Source organism: Sporosarcina oncorhynchi, assembly GCF_033304615.1.
Taxonomy (GTDB): Bacteria; Bacillota; Bacilli; order Bacillales_A; family Planococcaceae; genus Sporosarcina; species Sporosarcina oncorhynchi.
On the sequence record NZ_CP129118.1, the window covers coordinates 1,115,431 to 1,133,151 of the forward strand.

16 protein-coding genes are annotated in these 17,721 nt (G+C 40.7%); 9 read left to right on the forward strand and 7 right to left on the reverse strand.

Annotated elements, in window-relative coordinates; all coding sequences use genetic code 11:
- Positions 1–10 precede the first annotated feature (10 nt).
- Together QWT69_RS05225 and QWT69_RS05230 are read right to left on the reverse strand one after the other, a co-directional pair.
- The gene (locus tag QWT69_RS05225) at positions 11–244 is read right to left on the reverse strand and encodes a YkuS family protein (RefSeq protein WP_317969672.1); all 234 of its coding nucleotides are present in this window, start codon (positions 242–244) and stop codon (positions 11–13) included.
- A gap of 128 nt (positions 245–372) precedes the next feature.
- Complete coding sequence (locus QWT69_RS05230) at positions 373–753, reverse strand: hypothetical protein (protein WP_317969674.1); 381 nt, start codon at positions 751–753, stop codon at positions 373–375.
- 180 nt (positions 754–933) lie between these two features.
- On the opposite strand from QWT69_RS05230, the gene QWT69_RS05235 reads away from it, so the two are divergent.
- Together QWT69_RS05235 and QWT69_RS05240 are read left to right on the forward strand one after the other, a co-directional pair.
- Positions 934–2,103: an MFS transporter gene (locus QWT69_RS05235; protein WP_317970932.1), complete on the forward strand. Its 1,170-nt coding sequence runs from the start codon at positions 934–936 to the stop codon at positions 2,101–2,103.
- A gap of 170 nt (positions 2,104–2,273) precedes the next feature.
- On the forward strand, positions 2,274–3,851 hold the full coding sequence (locus QWT69_RS05240; RefSeq protein ID WP_317969676.1) for a BCCT family transporter: 1,578 nt from the start codon (positions 2,274–2,276) through the stop codon (positions 3,849–3,851).
- A gap of 51 nt (positions 3,852–3,902) precedes the next feature.
- Here the strand turns inward: QWT69_RS05240 and QWT69_RS05245 are convergent, their stop codons facing one another.
- Entirely contained in the window at positions 3,903–4,622 is a 720-nt protein-coding gene (locus QWT69_RS05245) for a metallophosphoesterase family protein (protein WP_317969678.1), read from the reverse strand.
- Positions 4,623–4,714: 92 nt separating this feature from the next.
- Here QWT69_RS05245 and QWT69_RS05250 point away from each other — a divergent pair, with 92 nt between their 5' ends.
- Together QWT69_RS05250 and QWT69_RS05255 are read left to right on the forward strand one after the other, a co-directional pair.
- Positions 4,715–5,389: an SOS response-associated peptidase gene (locus tag QWT69_RS05250; protein WP_317970933.1), complete on the forward strand. Its 675-nt coding sequence runs from the start codon at positions 4,715–4,717 to the stop codon at positions 5,387–5,389.
- A 75-nt stretch (positions 5,390–5,464) separates the two neighbouring features.
- On the forward strand, positions 5,465–6,028 hold the full coding sequence (locus QWT69_RS05255; protein WP_317969679.1) for a hypothetical protein: 564 nt from the start codon (positions 5,465–5,467) through the stop codon (positions 6,026–6,028).
- Between the two features lie 23 nt (positions 6,029–6,051).
- Here QWT69_RS05255 and QWT69_RS05260 read toward each other — a convergent pair whose 3' ends face one another.
- Positions 6,052–6,669, reverse strand: a complete 618-nt coding sequence (locus QWT69_RS05260) for a DUF3298 and DUF4163 domain-containing protein (RefSeq protein ID WP_317969681.1) — start codon at positions 6,667–6,669, stop codon at positions 6,052–6,054.
- A gap of 197 nt (positions 6,670–6,866) precedes the next feature.
- On the opposite strand from QWT69_RS05260, the gene QWT69_RS05265 reads away from it, so the two are divergent.
- Positions 6,867–7,247: a nucleotide excision repair endonuclease gene (locus QWT69_RS05265; protein WP_317969683.1), complete on the forward strand. Its 381-nt coding sequence runs from the start codon at positions 6,867–6,869 to the stop codon at positions 7,245–7,247.
- Positions 7,248–7,637: 390 nt separating this feature from the next.
- Positions 7,638–8,111 (forward strand): hypothetical protein, encoded by a 474-nt coding sequence (locus QWT69_RS05270; RefSeq protein ID WP_317969685.1) that lies wholly within the window; start codon positions 7,638–7,640, stop codon positions 8,109–8,111.
- 727 nt (positions 8,112–8,838) lie between these two features.
- Here QWT69_RS05270 and QWT69_RS05275 read toward each other — a convergent pair.
- From QWT69_RS05275 to QWT69_RS05285, 3 genes are all read right to left on the reverse strand, one after another.
- Positions 8,839–9,786 (reverse strand): metal ABC transporter solute-binding protein, Zn/Mn family, encoded by a 948-nt coding sequence (locus QWT69_RS05275; protein WP_317969687.1) that lies wholly within the window; start codon positions 9,784–9,786, stop codon positions 8,839–8,841.
- A 73-nt stretch (positions 9,787–9,859) separates the two neighbouring features.
- Positions 9,860–10,714 carry a metal ABC transporter permease gene (locus QWT69_RS05280; protein WP_317969689.1) on the reverse strand — a complete coding sequence of 285 codons (855 nt, stop codon included), beginning with the start codon at positions 10,712–10,714 and terminating at the stop codon, positions 9,860–9,862.
- Positions 10,714–11,457, reverse strand: a complete 744-nt coding sequence (locus QWT69_RS05285) for a metal ABC transporter ATP-binding protein (RefSeq protein WP_317969691.1) — start codon at positions 11,455–11,457, stop codon at positions 10,714–10,716. The genes QWT69_RS05280 and QWT69_RS05285 overlap by 1 nt, the downstream gene beginning before the upstream one ends.
- Before the next feature lie 405 nt (positions 11,458–11,862).
- Here QWT69_RS05285 and QWT69_RS05290 point away from each other — a divergent pair, with 405 nt between their 5' ends.
- From QWT69_RS05290 to brnQ, 3 genes are all read left to right on the forward strand, one after another.
- Entirely contained in the window at positions 11,863–13,008 is a 1,146-nt protein-coding gene (locus QWT69_RS05290; protein ID WP_317969693.1) for an exonuclease SbcCD subunit D, read from the forward strand.
- The gene (locus QWT69_RS05295; protein WP_317969695.1) at positions 13,005–16,082 is read left to right on the forward strand and encodes an SbcC/MukB-like Walker B domain-containing protein; all 3,078 of its coding nucleotides are present in this window, start codon (positions 13,005–13,007) and stop codon (positions 16,080–16,082) included. Before QWT69_RS05290 ends, QWT69_RS05295 begins: the two co-directional genes overlap by 4 nt.
- Positions 16,083–16,251: 169 nt before the next feature.
- Positions 16,252–17,601, forward strand: coding sequence for a branched-chain amino acid transport system II carrier protein (gene brnQ, locus QWT69_RS05300; protein WP_317969697.1), 1,350 nt, complete (start codon positions 16,252–16,254; stop codon positions 17,599–17,601).
- The last annotated feature ends 120 nt before the right edge of the window (positions 17,602–17,721 follow it).

The window sequence follows — 17,721 nt, forward strand, 5'->3', positions numbered from 1 at the left end:
ATTTAAGTAGTTAACGTTTCAAGCGTTCTTCGATTTCATTTACAACATCAGTGACAGAATTGCCATGTATGCTGACGACCGGAAAATCAAATTGATCGATATTGACGTCACTAATTGCTCGAACGACTCCCATGTCATAGCCTTTGACTGTCTCATCACTTTCAAACATCTTCACTTCATGACCTTTTTCTTCTAAAGCCACTTTCACATCATCAAATGGATTTTCTACTGCAATCTTAGCCATTTAAAACACCTCCGCTTTTTTTGAAAAATGTTCGGGTCTGTATTTGTTTGATTCCCTTTCATGAGTTAGTTAAACATAGCAGACTTGATGATCTGTCTTCTCATCTAGCGTCTAATTAATGGCTGGCATCAATCGGTTTTCGAAGTACTTAGGTCTTTGTGATCTTTCGATTTTTTGAAGGCAATATACGAATCGATAATTGTTGAAGTAATGGATAGAAGACACGCGGCTATAATGATGAGGAAAACTTGATGAGCTATGTCTTCGGGTGAACGGTTGAAGATTTGTGCGAGCAGATTTGAAAGGAAAGGGTGGATAATCATTGGATTAAGTAATAGAAGTGTAATTAAAATGACCCAAAACAAATTGATGATCAAATTACCAATCGCTAATTTCTTTGTCCAAAATTCGGTAGTCGATTTATAGGAGGAGAAAACGATTTCCAATGTCAGCAAAAGTAGTGTAGCAGGAAGCAAAGCCATTACGGATATAGTTCCAAATAGCATCATGATGGAGTCAATCCTTTCCGAAGGTGGTATAGACAATCTACCCGAATTACCGGATTTTGAACATCTGCAAAAGAATTTTCGGTATACTGGATTTATCGTGAAATTTTAGTGAAAAGTGTGGGGATTCATTTGTCAGAAAAGAAACAGATTCAAGATTTATCAAGTCCGGTCTACCCGATCATGTTTGCGATTGGTGCGACTCACTTGCTGAATGATACGTTGCAAGCAGTTATTCCCGCGATGTTTCCCGTTTTAGAGCAAGAAAGAGGGTTGACGTTTACACAACTCGGTTTCATCTTTTTCGCATTGAATATGGTCGCATCCGTCCTTCAACCGGTCGTTGGTTATATTAGCGACCGCAAGCCAATGCCAAATGCACTTCCGATCGGGATGACCTGTTCCCTTATAGGGATAGCTGGTCTGGCGATTGCCCCAAGTTATTGGCTAATTTTGCTGTCTGTCATTATACTCGGATTCGGTTCGGCAATTTTTCATCCTGAAGGTTCCCGTGTTTCATTCCTAGCGGCTGGGTCAAAGCGTGGGTTGTCTCAATCCATCTATCAGGTGGGGGGCAATACAGGGCAAGCTTTAGCTCCGCTTATCAGTGCATTCGTTTTAGTTCCGCTCGGTCAGATTGGAGCCGCATTTTTTGTACTTGTGGCGGCGCTTGGTATTTTCATCTTGTCGAAAATATCCGCTTGGTATAAAAGACAGTTGGAACTTGAGAAGCAGAATAACCGCAAGAAGGTCATCCTTTCTTCTATTGGAGAGTTGACGAAAAAACAAATAGGAACTGCGTTAACCCTGTTGCTCGTCGTCATTTTTGCGCGTTCATTTTACGTGACGAATGTCACAAGCTTTTACGTCTTTTATTTGATGGATGAATACGAATTGAAAATTGCAGAAGGACAACTTTACATATTCCTGTTCATGGCTCTTGGCGCGGCAGGAACATTTTTTGGAGGCCCGATTGCGGATCGTATCGGGCGGAAGAACGTGATTGTACTATCCTTATTGGTCCCGTTGCCACTATGTCTTCTATTGCCGCATGTTCCTTTGTGGAGCATCGGCGTGTTATTAGTGGTGATTGGTTTCTTCATCATGCTGAGTTTCTCGGTGACCGTTACGTATGCACAGGAGTTAGTTCCTAGTAAAATCGGGACGATGGCTGGTCTGACAGTTGGTCTTGCATTTGGTATGGGAGCGATTGGCGCAGTTGCCTTCGGTAAGCTGATGGACACGATTGGTATTTTTCCGACGATGGTCATTGCATCATTCCTACCTTTCATCGGTCTCGTCGGGTTAGCACTGCCAAAGGATCAGAAAATGGCGATGCCTGAAAAAAAGTGAAGTACTGGCTATCCCTTGCATTTATAAGGGGATGGCCGTTTTTGCTTTTTCGATTCCTTTGTTTCATAAACTGTAAAATCGCATGACAGATATGACTTCGTTGAAGAAGTTATATTGAACCTGATTAAAAAATCTGTTTTAGGGTATGTAGCTAAGTATGTAAATATATAATGGGAGTCGATTACGTTTTGGACAGAAAGTTTTGGAAGAATCCTGTATTTTTAGTATCATCTATCATTATTTTAATACTCGTCGTCATTGGAGCTTTATTCAGTGAACCCTTCGGTGCTGTTGCCGATCGATTATATACGTTCACAACAGTAAAATTCGGTTGGTTTTATTTATTGACCGTCTTCGTCCTTATTGTATTTCTTATTGGTCTTTCCATCAGTAAATTTGGTGCTATACGTCTCGGAGGAGATGATGAGCGTCCCGAATATCCCTTCTTCACCTGGATTGGAATGTTATTCTCTGCAGGTTTTGGAGTTGGGCTCGTCTTCTGGGGTGTTGCGGAACCGATGAGTCACTATTTCACTTCACCGATGGCGGGAGTCGAAGCTCAATCTGAAAACGCAGCGCGTGTTGCTATGGGCTATTCGTTTTTCCATTGGGGCATCTCGCAATGGGCGATTTTTGGAATGGTCGGCTTGATTATCGGATTTCTACAGTTCAGAAAAAAGAAAGACGGTCTTATATCTACTGCGCTTGAACCTCTAGTAGGTTCGAATAAAGTACTTAAAACTGGAATCGATTCTTTTGCTGTCATTGCAACTGTAATGGGGATTGCAACTTCACTCGGTATGGGTGTCTTGCAGATGAGTGGTGGACTTGAATATGTCTTTGATTTTAAGGCATCCTTTACTACACAGATGGTCATCATCGCAGTACTGTTTGTATCCTATATGCTTTCTGCTTCTACCGGATTGAGTAAAGGAATAGCATACTTAGGGAACTTCAACTTGGGTATGGCGATAACTTTATTAATCTACTTCTTTATTGTCGGACCGAAAGTATTCATTCTTGAAAGTTTCACGTTAGCAATTGGCGATTATATTAATAATTTCATCACTTATAGTTTGCGTCTTCAGCCGTACAAAGGTGGTTCATGGGTAAGGGATTGGACAATTTTCTATTGGGCTTGGACAATTGCCTGGTCTCCGTTTGTCGGAGCCTTTGTGGCAAGGGTCTCTAAAGGTAGGACAATTCGTGAATTCATCGCGGGTGTAATGGTCATTCCTCCTGTATTCGCGTGTATGTGGATTGCCACACTTGGTGGAACTGCACTATACAGTGATTTGAAAAATGGTACGAATATTGCCAGCGCAGTTGACGCCGATGTGACATCTGCGATTTTTGAAACGCTCAAACATTTGCCGTTGACTGGGCTAATGTCCGTGTTATCAATCATTTTAATCTTTACATTCCTTATTACTTCCGCGGATTCAGCGACATATATATTGGCGAGTATGACAACAAAGGGAAGTCTTTTCCCACCACTGATCGTAAAACTGACTTGGGGTTTTCTCATGTCAGCAATTGCTGCAGTTTTGCTTTATGCAGGCGGTTTAGAGGCGTTGCAGTCCGCTTCATTAGTATCTGCACTGCCATTTACATTATTCCTCATATTGCTTATGTTCTCGTTCGGGAAATTGTTAAGTAAGGAACCGATTACTGTCAGACCGCGCGATATTAGTCGGTTTGAAAATATCGAAAAGGAAGTCAAGAAAAAGAAAACGAAAAAGAAATAATAAAAGAGAAGTCAATTCCTCCAGAGAACTGAGGAATTGGCTTCACTTTTTTTACTGTTTAGAGTTGCGGACAGCATATACTTTTCTGTCGGGCAACTCGAGGCAATTGAGCTGCCCGCCATAGACTGCGGCCCCGTCAATTCCAATAATATTGTTATTCCCGAAAAATACAGTATGATTCTTGTCATCCTTATGTAAGTTCTTGCTCGGTGTATGCCCGAAAATGACCGTTTTTTCTCCAGCATAGCCGTTATGAAAAATGTCTCGTATCCAAATGAGTTCATACGGGTCCGTTTCTACAATTTCTTTCTCGGGATGAACGCCCGCATGCACGAAAATCGTATCCTCCCATTCAATGTAGTAATCCAGTTGTTCTATGAAAGCAAGGTGTCGATCTAACGTATCTGAATGTAGCTCAGGTTTTATGAAAGGGTCCTCTTCATTGACGATAAACTCTTTTGAAGTGAATCCATAGCTTTCGAGTGTTTTGTCTCCGCCATTGCGGCCTGTCCAATTCCTCCAAGCTCTTTCTTCACCTAAAATAAGTGATTTTACCATCATATCCTCATGATTACCTTTTAGGACAAGCGCACCGTCTTTTTTTAGTTGAATGACTTTCTCAAGGACTTCTTTGGAATTCGGTCCGCGATCAATATAATCGCCCAATAAAATCAATTGGTCTTTTTCTGGACTATATTCGATTACTTGCAACAGCTCCTCGAATAATTTCAGTTCTCCATGGATATCACTAATGACTAACGTTCGTTGCATTATTTTCACCCTTTCTTGCTGACTACTATGATTCTACCGCATATACATGATACGATTAAGTGAATAGTCTCGACAAATGGAGGATGATGATCATGTGTGGTCGTTTTACATTGTTCGCCCCGTACTTCGAAGTTATTGAACGTTTTGACATTGAGTCTGCATTTGCAGAAACTGATTACATCCAAAGTTATAATATTGCTCCTTCCCAGCAAGTTGCGGCAATCATCAGTGATGGTAGTAAAAACAGGTTAGGGCATTTGAAGTGGGGGCTCATTCCTCCATGGGCAAAAGATGAAAAAATCGGTTATAAGATGATTAATGCTCGTGCTGAGACGATTGCTGAAAAGCCGAGCTTTCGAAAAGCATTCAAGAAACAACGATGCATTATACCTGCAGATTCTTTCTATGAATGGCAAAAGAAAGACGGAGAAAAAATCCCGATGCGCATTAAATTGAAATCAGATGGACTGTTTGCAATTGCTGGTCTTTGGGAGTCGTGGAAATCACCTGAAGGATTGATGGTTCACACTTGCACAGCAATCACGACTGAACCGAATGAGTTGATGAAGCCCATCCATAATCGGATGCCAGTTATTTTGAAAAAAGAAGATGAAGCGGCCTGGCTTGATCCACAAAATACGGATAGTCATTTCCTGGGGAATATGCTAAAACCGTTCGATGAAGCGCAAATGACAGCTTATGCTGTATCTGCAGACGTTAATTCCCCCAAAAACAATACTGAAGCACTAATCCAACGACTTTGTTGAAATATATTTTCATAATAATGTAACTACATATCATTTACTTCCGTCTACTCTATAAATGAAGAGAGGAAGTTGAATGTGTACAAACGTTTCCTAATGCCGTTCCTCATTATAGTAGTAACCGTTTTTCTATGGAGACCGATAGATGCTGCCGCTTGTTCCTGCGTAATGCCACCGCCGCCTGAACAGGCGTTAAATGATGCAACTGCTGTTTTCAGCGGTGAAGTGATTGATATCTCGGATAATGTGAAAGTCATCAATGGATACGGAAAAACAATTCGCTTTAAAGTGGATGAAAGCTGGAAAGGAATTGACAATGGGGAAGTAGCTATAAATACTGGGCACGGTGGTGGTGATTGCGGTTTCCAGTTTGAAGTCGGTCAGAGCTATCTCGTCTATGCAGTAAAAAGTGATATGTATGCACCAAATACATTATCGACAACTATTTGTAATCGAACTGTACAATTAGCGAATGCAAATGATGATTTAACAGCACTTGGTGAAGGCGAGAAGATTTTTTCTGAGCATGAAGATGTTGTCGAGAAATCAAATTGGTTCTATTGGAGTGCTGGATTGTCAAGCATCATTCTTTTAGGAGCAGCATTTGTTTATGGTAGGAAGATGAAAAATGCGCGCAGGTGAGTTTATCTCACTGCACGCATTTTTTATGTGAAAGTCATCATCGTATCGAGAGGACCATTAGATCTGATAATGTTTGAAAAGTCTAATATTGGTATAGGGAAGTATGAAAAACCTGATGAGTAAGGTGAAATGGCATAGAGTTGAAAATAGATCACAAGAGTAACATCGGCAATATAAAAATCCTGGTCAGGACTGATTCCTTTAAATGGAGGTTCCACCAATTGAATATCCCAGTCTTTTATCCTTTGCCTGATGATTTGGTTGACTTTTTTTTCATAGTCGCTGCCAGGTTTAAATAAATCTTTCAACAAATATTGTCTACCCGTCTTCGTGTCGAATGTCAGTGATTTTACAATTGTCATGCCATGAGCGCCTCCTGTAAAGGCATAAACGATTAAGTTCAAACTCAGAATGCCACGCTCGTTTGTTTTAATCTCGTAATTTGCAATCATTTCAACGAGATAGCTCTCATAAAAACCTTGTTCAATTAAAAATTCATTCAAAGTCTGTATAATTGTATGATTGAGCCTACGCTGAATCGCATGATTATGCATATTGATTATACTAGGATAATAGACGTTCACATCGGAAGATGCATGGGGGAGTTTCTTTGTCAGGATCGTAACCGGAAAATCATTCACGCGCAACATCCTTTCCACAGTCATACGATTAGTGTATGAAGGACAGACGCTAGATACTACAACTGAGGAAGGGGAACTTTCAACCATCCGACAATTATATGATGAAGGGGTTTGGTTGTTTTACATAGGAAACAGTGCAATTTGTATAATTTCATGGTACGATTTAAGTTCACAAAAGAAGAGGACGTGAGTAAATAATGATTTCAATTACAGTACCTGAAACAGATGTTACCATTGTACAGCGCGAGCAGGAAATGAGTGCAAATGAAGCTCCAATAAAGCCCATCAATGGATTTATCGATATCCACGAGATCCCACGTGATAAAGGTGGCATCATCTTATTCTTTAATAAGAAGGATGAACTATTACTAGCAGGGAAGGCACGTAAGCTTCGTCAGCGTGTGAAAAAACACCTTGAAGATAGTGTGTCGCCGTTAAAAAATCACCGTGCGGAAGTCCATAAGATTTCTGTCATAATTGTTGAAGATGCAATGGAACGTGAAATCTACGAGACCTATATTATTAATACAATGCGCGCAAAGTATAACACTGAAAAAGCGTTCTTTGAAAACGAATGAGAATAGCTTTACAAACTGTGGGATGATGTGGAGGTATACATCATCCTATTTTTTTTACGTGGAATTAATTTTTCAATTAGTCCTAATAAATCGAATGGATATGTTGTTTTTATAAGATTAATATTTTATTCATTCAACGGGCCATTATGAAGTATATAAAATGTTGCTTTGCGCTCCAGACGGCACGCTTTCCGAGGGGCGTTACTTGAGCCTCCTCGGTCGCAAAAACCGCGCCCTGTGGGGTCTCAAGGCACACGCTAATCCCTCCGGAGTCGTCCGTCTTCCGCTACAAGCAACGGAGAGTAATATGTATAAAGCTATTTTCAGAATCGCGCCAGGTTGTAAAACTTTAGTAGTGCCAAACCGTAATTGTATGAGAGGTGGGATGAAATGAAAATAGAGAATGTTTTTAAAAAGAGTGGTGTATTTCGTTTTCTTATTTTATTAATGTTAATTTCTAATATGGTTTATGTGTCAATTGAAATTTATAAATCTAAAATTAGTAATTCATTAGTTAAAAATATCGAGATAACAGAGTTGACCTTCACCAAACTTGCAACACTATCTAGCTATGCTTTAATTTTTGAAATTGTATTTTTAGTTTTATCACTTGTGGGTATCGCAATGATCTTCATTAAAAATTATCGACCATTATTTTTAAGTTATGTCGTCTTTCAGTTAGTGTTATTAACGTCAATGTTAGCGTTAAATAATATTTTGGCTTGGGCATTTGAAGCTCCTGCCGGTAATATGTCTCAACTTGTATTCGTTCCATTTGCACTTGTGTTTGCTGCACTTTTTTACTTAGTTGTTAAAAACACCTTCCTGAAAAAAGAGTCGATTAACTATAAGGTGAGCCAGTAAATCCTATACCGTAATCGGGCACGATTGCTTGGTACTACACTTTTAGTTGAGTGGAGTGCAAGCCTTCGACTCCGGGAGGATTAGCGAAAGCCGTAACGTAGAACGGCTTTTGCGAGATAAAGCGATAGCTTTTCGAGCATATCTTTGCACTCGCCTTGAGACCCTGGACGTAGCGAAGCGAAGGAAGCGGCTCAAGCCACGCCCTCCGGAAAGCGTAAGGCTGGAACGGAAATCAACGTTTGCAAGACTATACTATGTCTTGTAATTCTAGAGGCTTTGTACAACATAAGGGTGCGATTGGCGCACGATTTTTTTGTATGATATTTAGTTGATCGGAGCGGAAGCCGGCGACTCTGGGAGGATCAGCGAGAGACGTTACGAAGAACGGCTTTTGCGAGTGAAGCGTAGCGAGAAGGAGCACATCTTTGCTTTTGACAGGTGAAACACCCGTCGAAGCGAAGCGAAGGGGTGTGGTTCACCGCCCGCCCTCCAGAACGCGTCCGGCTGTAGCGCAGATCAACGGGTACCAACCACTATTCCATATAAGGGTGCTTTAACCGTATAAGGTTTGTGCTTCAAACGGGCAATTTTACAGGATAAGACATATAGAATTACGGTAAGGATTAACTTACTATTTTTCGGCATTGTATTAAAATAAATTGCTCCAAAAAAAGAGCCTATACTAGAAAGTCAGTTCAACTGACTTTCTGTATAGGCTCTTTCCATATCATTTGCTCATTTCATCATGTATCAAGTCGATATTGTAATTTAAATACTTTACATACGTATCAACTTCATCACCGGGTTGGCCGATTTCATCCGAATAGATACGTTTTTCAGCGATTCGTACGCCTGTTTCATTCGCTACCGTTTCCATCGGACGTTCGTCAACATTGGATTCAATGAAGAGAACAGGCACTTCATGTGACTTGATGAACTCCACCAATTCCTTAATTTGTGTGGGGGAACCGTTTTCCTCCGTATCAATTTCCCAGATGAATGCCTCATTTAGACCAAAACGCTTAGCCAAATACTGAAAAGCACGCTCACTCGTTACAAGAGTGCGATTTTTCTCTGGAATGTCATTGATACGATCCTCATAGTCCTTTTCAATATCCTTTAGGCGCTGGACATATTCGTCACCGCGTTTTTGAATTTCATCGCTTTTCTTAGGATGTTTCTTCACAAGTACATCTCTCATATCTTCAGCCATTTTCACCCCGACAGCCGGGTCGATGAATGCATGAGGGTTAATTTCCTCTTCGCGACCATCTCCACCCGACAAGTACATCGGCTCAACACGTTCAGTTAAGCTGAAGATGTTGTCTTCTTTTTGGTTCACTGTATCCATCATTTTGAAAAACCAGCCGTGTTCGCCGCCTTCAAGGTTCAAACCATTATAGAACAACACATCAGCGTTTGTTGCTGCTTTGATGTCATTTGGAAGTGGCTCATATTCATGTGGATCTGTTCCAGTTGGTACGAGGTTATACACTTCCACCAAGTCTCCGCCGATTTCTCTTGCCATATCAGCAATAATTGTAAAAGAGGTAACGATTTTTAAGGGTTCCTCGCCTGTTGCTGTCGTACCGTTTGAATTTTTGTCATCTCCACACGCCGCCAATAGAAAGACGGTTAATAAAGATAAACCTAACCAGGTCACTACTTTTTTCATTCTCAATTCTACTCCTTATTCATAAATTAGATTTTATCCAAAAGCTTGATGCTTTTAATAATAAATAGACGTTTTACACAACTTTTCTACTATTGAATGCCTGGATTTTTCTAAAGACGATTCCTTGTTTAGGTGAAAATAGGAATGCCAGTAAGAACAATGCCGTCGTCGCTAAAGCAATAACAGGACCCGAAGGCATATTGTATACAAAACTGAAATACAGGCCAATAACTGCAGAGATAGCACCGAAGAATGATGCAAGAAATACCATGACGGAAAGTTTGTTTGTCAACAGGTAAGCTGTCGAAGCAGGTGTGATGAGCATTGATACGACAAGGATGACGCCAACCGTCTGAAGGGATGCAACTGTTACAAGTGTCAACAGAAACATAATCGCATAATGAATGAAACGTACATTCAATCCGTAGGCAGCCGCCATCGTTTCGTCAAAGCTGGAAACGAGTAGTTCTTTGTAAAATAATATGACGACTAATATGACTAAACTTCCGATTGCTAATGTTAGCCACATATCGGATGTCCTTACTGCGAGGACGTTCCCGAAAAGAATTTGAGTTAGATCTGTCGCACTTTTGGCTTTTGAAATTAAAATGACACCAAGAGCGAAAAATGCCGAGAATACGAGTCCGATGGATGAATCACTTTTAATACGGCTATTTTGTGTAATGGCTCCGATGCCGAATGCGGTCAGTATACCTGTAAACACGGCTCCATAGAAATAATTAATGCCGAGCATATAGGAAATGGCAACCCCGGGTAATACGGCGTGTGATATAGCATCTCCCATCAATGCCATACCACGCAAAATGATGAAGCTTCCAATCACGCCACATATGATTCCGACCATTATGGACGTGATGAACGCTTTCTGTAAAAACGCATATGTTTGTAAATCATTGATGAATTCCATTACATTTGTACCTCCAAGTCATCCAGCATTGCAACTGGTCTTTCGTAAGCACGTGTCATATTATCCGCTTGGAACACTTGTTGGACTGGACCGGCATCAATTAGCTGTTTATTAATCAATATCAGTTCGTCGAAATAATTTTTTACTTTTGTTAAATCATGGTGGACGACAAATACGATTTTTCCTTCCGTTTGAAGTTGTTTAAGAATACCGATGATCACTTCTTCACTAGATACATCGATTCCAACGAATGGTTCATCAAGGAAAAAGAAATCCGCATTTTGTGCAAGTGCCCTTGCGAGGAAGACACGTTGCTGCTGGCCTCCTGACAATTCACCAATCTGGCTATTGGCAAACTCCTGCATGCCAACTTTCTCAAGGCATTGCATTGCCCATTCCTTATGTTCTTTTTTAGGTCTCCGTAATAAGCCTAGTTTTGGATACGTTCCGATTACTACAGCGTCCAATACTTTAATTGGGAAGTTCCAATCAATATTGGAACGTTGGGGGACATAGGCTATATTCTTTCTGAAATTCTTGATTGGTTTTGAATTTATTTCAACTGTTCCTTTATCTTTTGGTATTAAACCAAGCATGGCTTTCATCAAAGTAGATTTTCCTGCTCCGTTGGGTCCCAGTATTCCAATCAACTTGCCTGAAGTGAATGTAAACGATATGTTATCAAGAACCTGTTTGCCATAATAGGAAACAGAGACGTTTTTTACCGAGATGATATCTGACATATTTTTTCCTCCTGAATGAATTAAATAAGGGGAGAATACTTTCCCCAGTGCAACTTTATGTGTAAAAAAATGAATTGTGGATTCCCATTTGTTAAATAGTATACTGCGGTTTTACAGTTTAGGTGACTCTGTAATTTGATTGTAGTCTCAAAGTTTCCCTAACGCAACTTTTATCAGTATAGTATAAATGAAATTCAGAGTAAAGCCTATTTTCTTATTTACACAAAAAATAATTTTAAATCTGAAATGGTATTCCCGTCTACCTGCTGTTTTCATGAGCGGAGTAAGAAATTACAGAGTGTTTACGGCACTTGTCATGTAGTTTCCCTTTTTTATAGGATTGTATGCCCTTCACACTAAAATCCTGTAAAATAGATAGTAGAACAATGATCGGAGGCGCTAAAAATGAAGTTTTTTCACACAGCTGATTGGCATTTAGGAAAATTGGTGCAAGGTGTTTACATGACAGATGGCCAACGTTATGTTCTACGTCAATTTATAGAAGCCATAAGAGAAGAGAAGCCGGATGCAGTCATCATAGCAGGTGATCTATATGATCGTGCTGTACCACCTACGGAAGCTGTTACACTGCTCGATGAAGTGTTGCGGGAAATTGTAGTCGATTTAAAGACTCCGGTCATCGCAGTTGCGGGCAATCACGATAGTCCAAGCCGTTTAGATTTCGGAAGCCGCCTTATGCGTCAGAATGGCTACTATATAGAAGGCCGACTAAGACGCACGAATGATCCTGTTGTTTTAAAAGATGAGTATGGTGACGTCCATTTTCATCTTGTACCTTTTGCAGATCCATCTGTCTGCAGACAAGTGTTTGAAGATGATACGATCACTGATTTCAATAACGCGATGGAGCGGGTCATTAGTAATATTAAGTTTGATGAGAATGCCCGTCATGTATTCGTTGGACATGCGTTCGTAACGCCACACGGAGAAGAAGAAGAGAACACAAGTGATTCTGAGCGGCCGCTGGCTATCGGAGGAGCCGAATATGTATCTGCGCATCTTTTCAAACCTTTTCATTACACGGCTCTTGGTCATCTTCATCAGGCACATCATGTGGGAGATGAAACGATTCGCTATTCGGGATCGCCAATGAAATATTCCATATCTGAAGAAAATCATAAAAAAGGCTTCTTTATTGTGGAGATGGATGAAGAAGGAAATGTGGCTGTGGAGAAAAGGCTACTCAATCCGCAATATGATATGCGTACTGTCGAAGGATTGATGGAAGAAATAGTAGCCGAGCAACCAAGTAATGACTATGTGTTTGTCAAACTCCATGATGAAACACCTGTATTATTTCCGATGGAAAAAGTGAAGTCGATCTTTCCAAATGCGATGCATATTGAAAGGAAAATAGTCCGGACCGCGGCAACGATGGAGCACACAAGTGTGTTAGGGGATGAAAAACCTGACGACTTGACCTTGTTCCGTTATTTTTATGCGCAAATGAATGATATCGAACCGGACGCGGAAACAGAAAAGATATTTGCGGAAGTTCTATATGAAGTGAAAGGAGGGATGGATCGATGAAGCCTGTGCAATTGACGATGACAGCATTCGGTCCATACAAAGGTACGGAAGTAATCGATTTCAGGAAACTTGAAGACCACCGGCTATTTGTCGTATCGGGATCTACTGGTGCTGGAAAAACGACTATTTTCGACGGAATCTGTTTCGCCCTTTACGGTCAGGCAAGCGGAGAAGATCGAACAGAAGCACGATCGATGCGGAGTGATTTCGCTGATGATTCAATGCCTACATCTGTCGAACTCATTTTTGAAATCCAGCGCCGGACATACCGGGTGATGAGACAGATTCCCTACCTCAAAAGCGGCAACAAAACCGAGACGTCTGCCAAATACGAGTTTTTCGAATTGACGGATTCAGGCGAAGTTCCAGTTGTCGATCGTCAAATTGTCTCTGAAATCAATCGGAAAATCGAAGAATTAGTCGGATTTACGATTGATCAATTCAGCCAAATTGTCATGCTACCACAAGGAGAGTTCCGTAAATTTCTAACTTCCGATACGGAAAACAAAGAAACCATTATGCGCAAAATTTTTAAAACACATGATTATCGTGAGATGGTTGATGTGCTTAAAAATAGGAAAGATAGCGCAGCATTTTTACTCGCAGAGGAAAAGAGGACTGTGGACAGCTTAGTGGGACAGATTCCGAGTCTTATACCAACGAGAGAATCGCTGATCTTTAATGTGCTAGAGCAAGAATACACGAACAGTTCTCAAGTGATGCATGGTCTCGAGGAAGAAGTGGTGTACTATTCCCAAAAGGCAATAGATGATGAATTGAACTATAAGTCCTTATATGACCAACATGCGAATTTGCTTACGGCTTTTCATTCCGCAAAAACAAATAATGCACAATTCGATCAGCTTGAACAGCGAAAAATGACCTTTGAGAAACTGACAACGGAAATCCCAGACATAAAAGAAAAAGAAAAACGCATCGCCAATGCAGACCGTGCCGCGGTCATCCATGAAATTGAAGTCTATTACAAACAGCAGGCAGATGAAGAGAAAGCAAAGCAAGATGTTTCTACCAAAGCGGAGGAACTTGTCGTCAGTGCACGAAAGTATTATGCGGACGTGAACCGTTCTTACGAAGAAATCCAGAAGCAGGAACCATTGCGCGCGGAAGTGACCGAGCAGCTGATCAGACTTCGGGATCACTTGCCTGCAGTGACAGACCTTGCCGCAAAAGAATCGAAAATCTTGGCATTGTCTGAGGAACTCAAAAGGATGAAAGAAGCTTTTACGATTACATTGAGAAAGTCCGAAGAAGAAAAGCAGAAGCTTGTAGGGTTGAAAGCGAATATCGATAAAAATGACAAAATTCTTCTACCATACGACAAACTCGTCGAGACGTTGAACATCATCCAAGTGCACGGCAAAGCAGTCCAGGAAGTTAATAATCTGACAACCAATCTGAAAGGATTGGGTGAACAGTACAAAACTGCGTCTTCAACTTTCAACAAATTAAAGAATGAATTTGAGAAACTTCAAAACGATTGGCTAGACGATCAAGCGTCCCATCTGGCTGAAACACTCATGGAAGGGGAACCTTGCCCTGTCTGCGGAAGTGCGCATCATCCTACTATAAATAGTAAGCAATTTGACCATTCCATTACACGTGAAGAGTTGGAGTCTAAAAGGCTGCAACTATCCAAAGCAGAAAGTGCATTCCGTTCTGCTGAGGCCAAGTATGAAGCAGTTCAAGAACAGCTTAAGCTTAGTCAACTAGAAGTACAAAAGCAACAGATTACTGATACTTTACCGGATCTGAAAAGAAAGAGACGTGAAGTAACAGAGCAGATCGAACATTTGAAAATGAAACGCGAAGAATTAGTAGTCATGAAAGATCAATTGAAGTATACCGAAGCAGAATCAGTAAAACTGGATACTAAACGGACTGAACTGGAAAAGACATTATATGAAAAGTCGTCCATATATGAAAAGGAATCGGCTTTATTGCAAAGGGATCTTAATTCGATTCCTGAAGGTTTGCGAAAGCTAAACGTTCTGCAAGATGAAATCAAGTCAAAGGAAGTGACAAAGCGCCAGTTGGATGATGCGTGGGTGACCATACAAAAAAAACGAGAGGAAGCGAAAGAGAAAGAGGTTACCGCAATCAATTCCCTTCATTATGTGAAACAGGCTCTTGAAGAAAGCGTTAAAAAGCGGAAACAGGCAGAAGTCCGGTTCTTTGAAGCATTAAAGAATTCCGATTTTGCGACAGAAGATGAGTACCGCAAATCGAAATTATCCGAAACAGATAAACGCAATCTAAAAGATTATGTCATTACATTTAATCAGCAACTTCATACGATAAAGGAATCCATTCAAGAACTCGAAAAATTGCTTGAAGGCAAGAATAGAACTGACCTTACGCACATGTCTGAAAAAGTGGAGCTACAAAAAGCTGCTTATGAAAAAGCATTTACTGATTGGAACAGTTCGATGGAACATGAAAAGACACTGCGGAATTTGATGGCGAATTTGAAGAAATCAGTGGAAGGTATAGTTGAACTTGAGCGGAAAGTATCTAAACTGACTGACGTCTATGATGTTGTTAGAGGGCAGAACAATCATAAGCTTTCTTTTGAACGTTTTATACAAATCGATTATTTGGAACGGATCATCCAATCCGCGAATGCACGTCTTCAAAATTTATCAAACGGGCAATATGAATTGATACGCAGTGACCGACAGGAAGTGAGGGGCCGGCAAAGTGGTCTCGGTTTAGATGTTTATGATGCGTATACGGGACAAAACAGAGATGTGAAAACTTTATCAGGCGGGGAAAAGTTCAATGCATCCCTTAGTTTGGCACTTGGTATGGCGGACGTCATCCAAAGCTTCCAAGGAGCGATGTCCATTGAAACAATGTTTATCGATGAAGGATTTGGCACGTTGGATGAAGAAGCTTTGAGAAAAGCGGTCGATACGTTAATTGACCTTCAAAAATCGGGTAGAATGATTGGTGTCATTTCCCATGTGGAAGAACTGAAAACTGCATTTCCAGCCATTCTTGAAGTTCATAAATCTCTTGAAGGTCATAGTGAAACGAAATTCATTATTAAATAATTTGACAGGCGGTCCTTGCTCCGCCTGTTTTCTTTTTGAAAAAGAGGATAAATTTATACTATGAATGCATAAATAGCCATTGCATTTATGTTTCATTCCCCTTATTATTAAATTCTGCGATATATTGCATACATAGTTACAATTCACAACACGAGAGGATTTTCAAAATATGTCAACTAAATTATCATTCTCTTCTTTTCTATTAATTGGAATTATGCTGTTTGCTCTATTCTTTGGTGCCGGTAATCTGATTTTCCCCGCTGAGCTAGGCCAATATGCAGGGACAAACTTTTGGCCAGCAATTATTGGTTTCTTGATTACTGGCGTAGGATTGCCGTTCCTTGGCATTCTAGCCATCGGGTACTCGGGTAGTCGAAATCTTCAAGATCTAGCAAGTAGAATCCATCCGGTCTATGCAATCCTCTTCACTTCACTGCTCTATTTGACAATTGGGCCTTTTTTTGCAGCTCCTAGAACCGGTGCAGTTGCATTCGATATTGGTATCGCCACCTTTATCCCAGCGGCGTATTCTCAAATTGCGCTACTCATCTTCACACTTGTTTTCTTCGGCGTGACATTGTGGCTTTCTCTCAATCCAGCAAAAATAGTCGATCGAATCGGTAAGTATATGTCACCTGCCATTATCGTGTTGCTACTAGCTTTATTGGCGATGGCATTTATTAACCCAATCGGTTCCATTCAGGCACCTGTAGACGCATATAAAACAGGAGCTTTCATGGAAGGATTTACGGAAGGTTATAACACGATGGATGCGTTAGCCTCACTTGTATTCGGTATTATCGTCATCAAGGCGATTCGTGCACTTGGCGTGACAGATCGAGCCCAAATCGTATCTGCTACAGTTAAAACAGGTATTATTGCATCCGCTTTTCTTGGTCTGTTATACGTTGGAATCGCCTACCTGGGTGCTACAACAACAGAGAAGTTCGGTCTGTTCGACACGGGTGGCCCTGTTTTAAGTGGAGCGGCAGCCCACTATTTTGGTACAACCGGTTCAGTCCTCCTTGCGGGTGTCATTATCCTTGCCTGCCTGACAACAAGCATCGGATTAATGACCGCATGTGGTGAATATTTTCATACACTTATCCCATCGGTAAGTTATAAAGCATTCGTTTCGGTTTTCACCGTCTTCTGCTTTGTCGTGGCGAATTTCGGGCTGGCCAATATTATTATCTTTTCAATTCCAGTATTAATGTTCCTTTATCCGCTTGCAGTCGTCTTAATGCTGTTAACATTTGCTTCCAAGCTGTTTAACCATTCTAGACTTGTCTATATAAGCGCCACCGCAGTTGCGTTTGCCATTAGCATAATAGACGGCGTAAAGACTTTATACGGTACGCTTGGCAATACAGAGGACCAATGGCCGACTTGGCTAAGTTCTATCGTCAACTTCTATAACAAAGTGCTTCCTTTTTACGCAGAAGGTCTTGGTTGGCTCTTGCCAGTATTGATTGTTATGTTACTCACAGGGATTATTGCGAAAGTAATTAAAATTTAAGTCGAAAAAATATAAAAGGGCACTCCAAATTGGAGCGCTTTTTTTTATCATGTTTTTGTTAGATGCTAAATCAAGAAGTATCATTGTCCAAACGTCATACCAAAGTGATAACCATTAGTT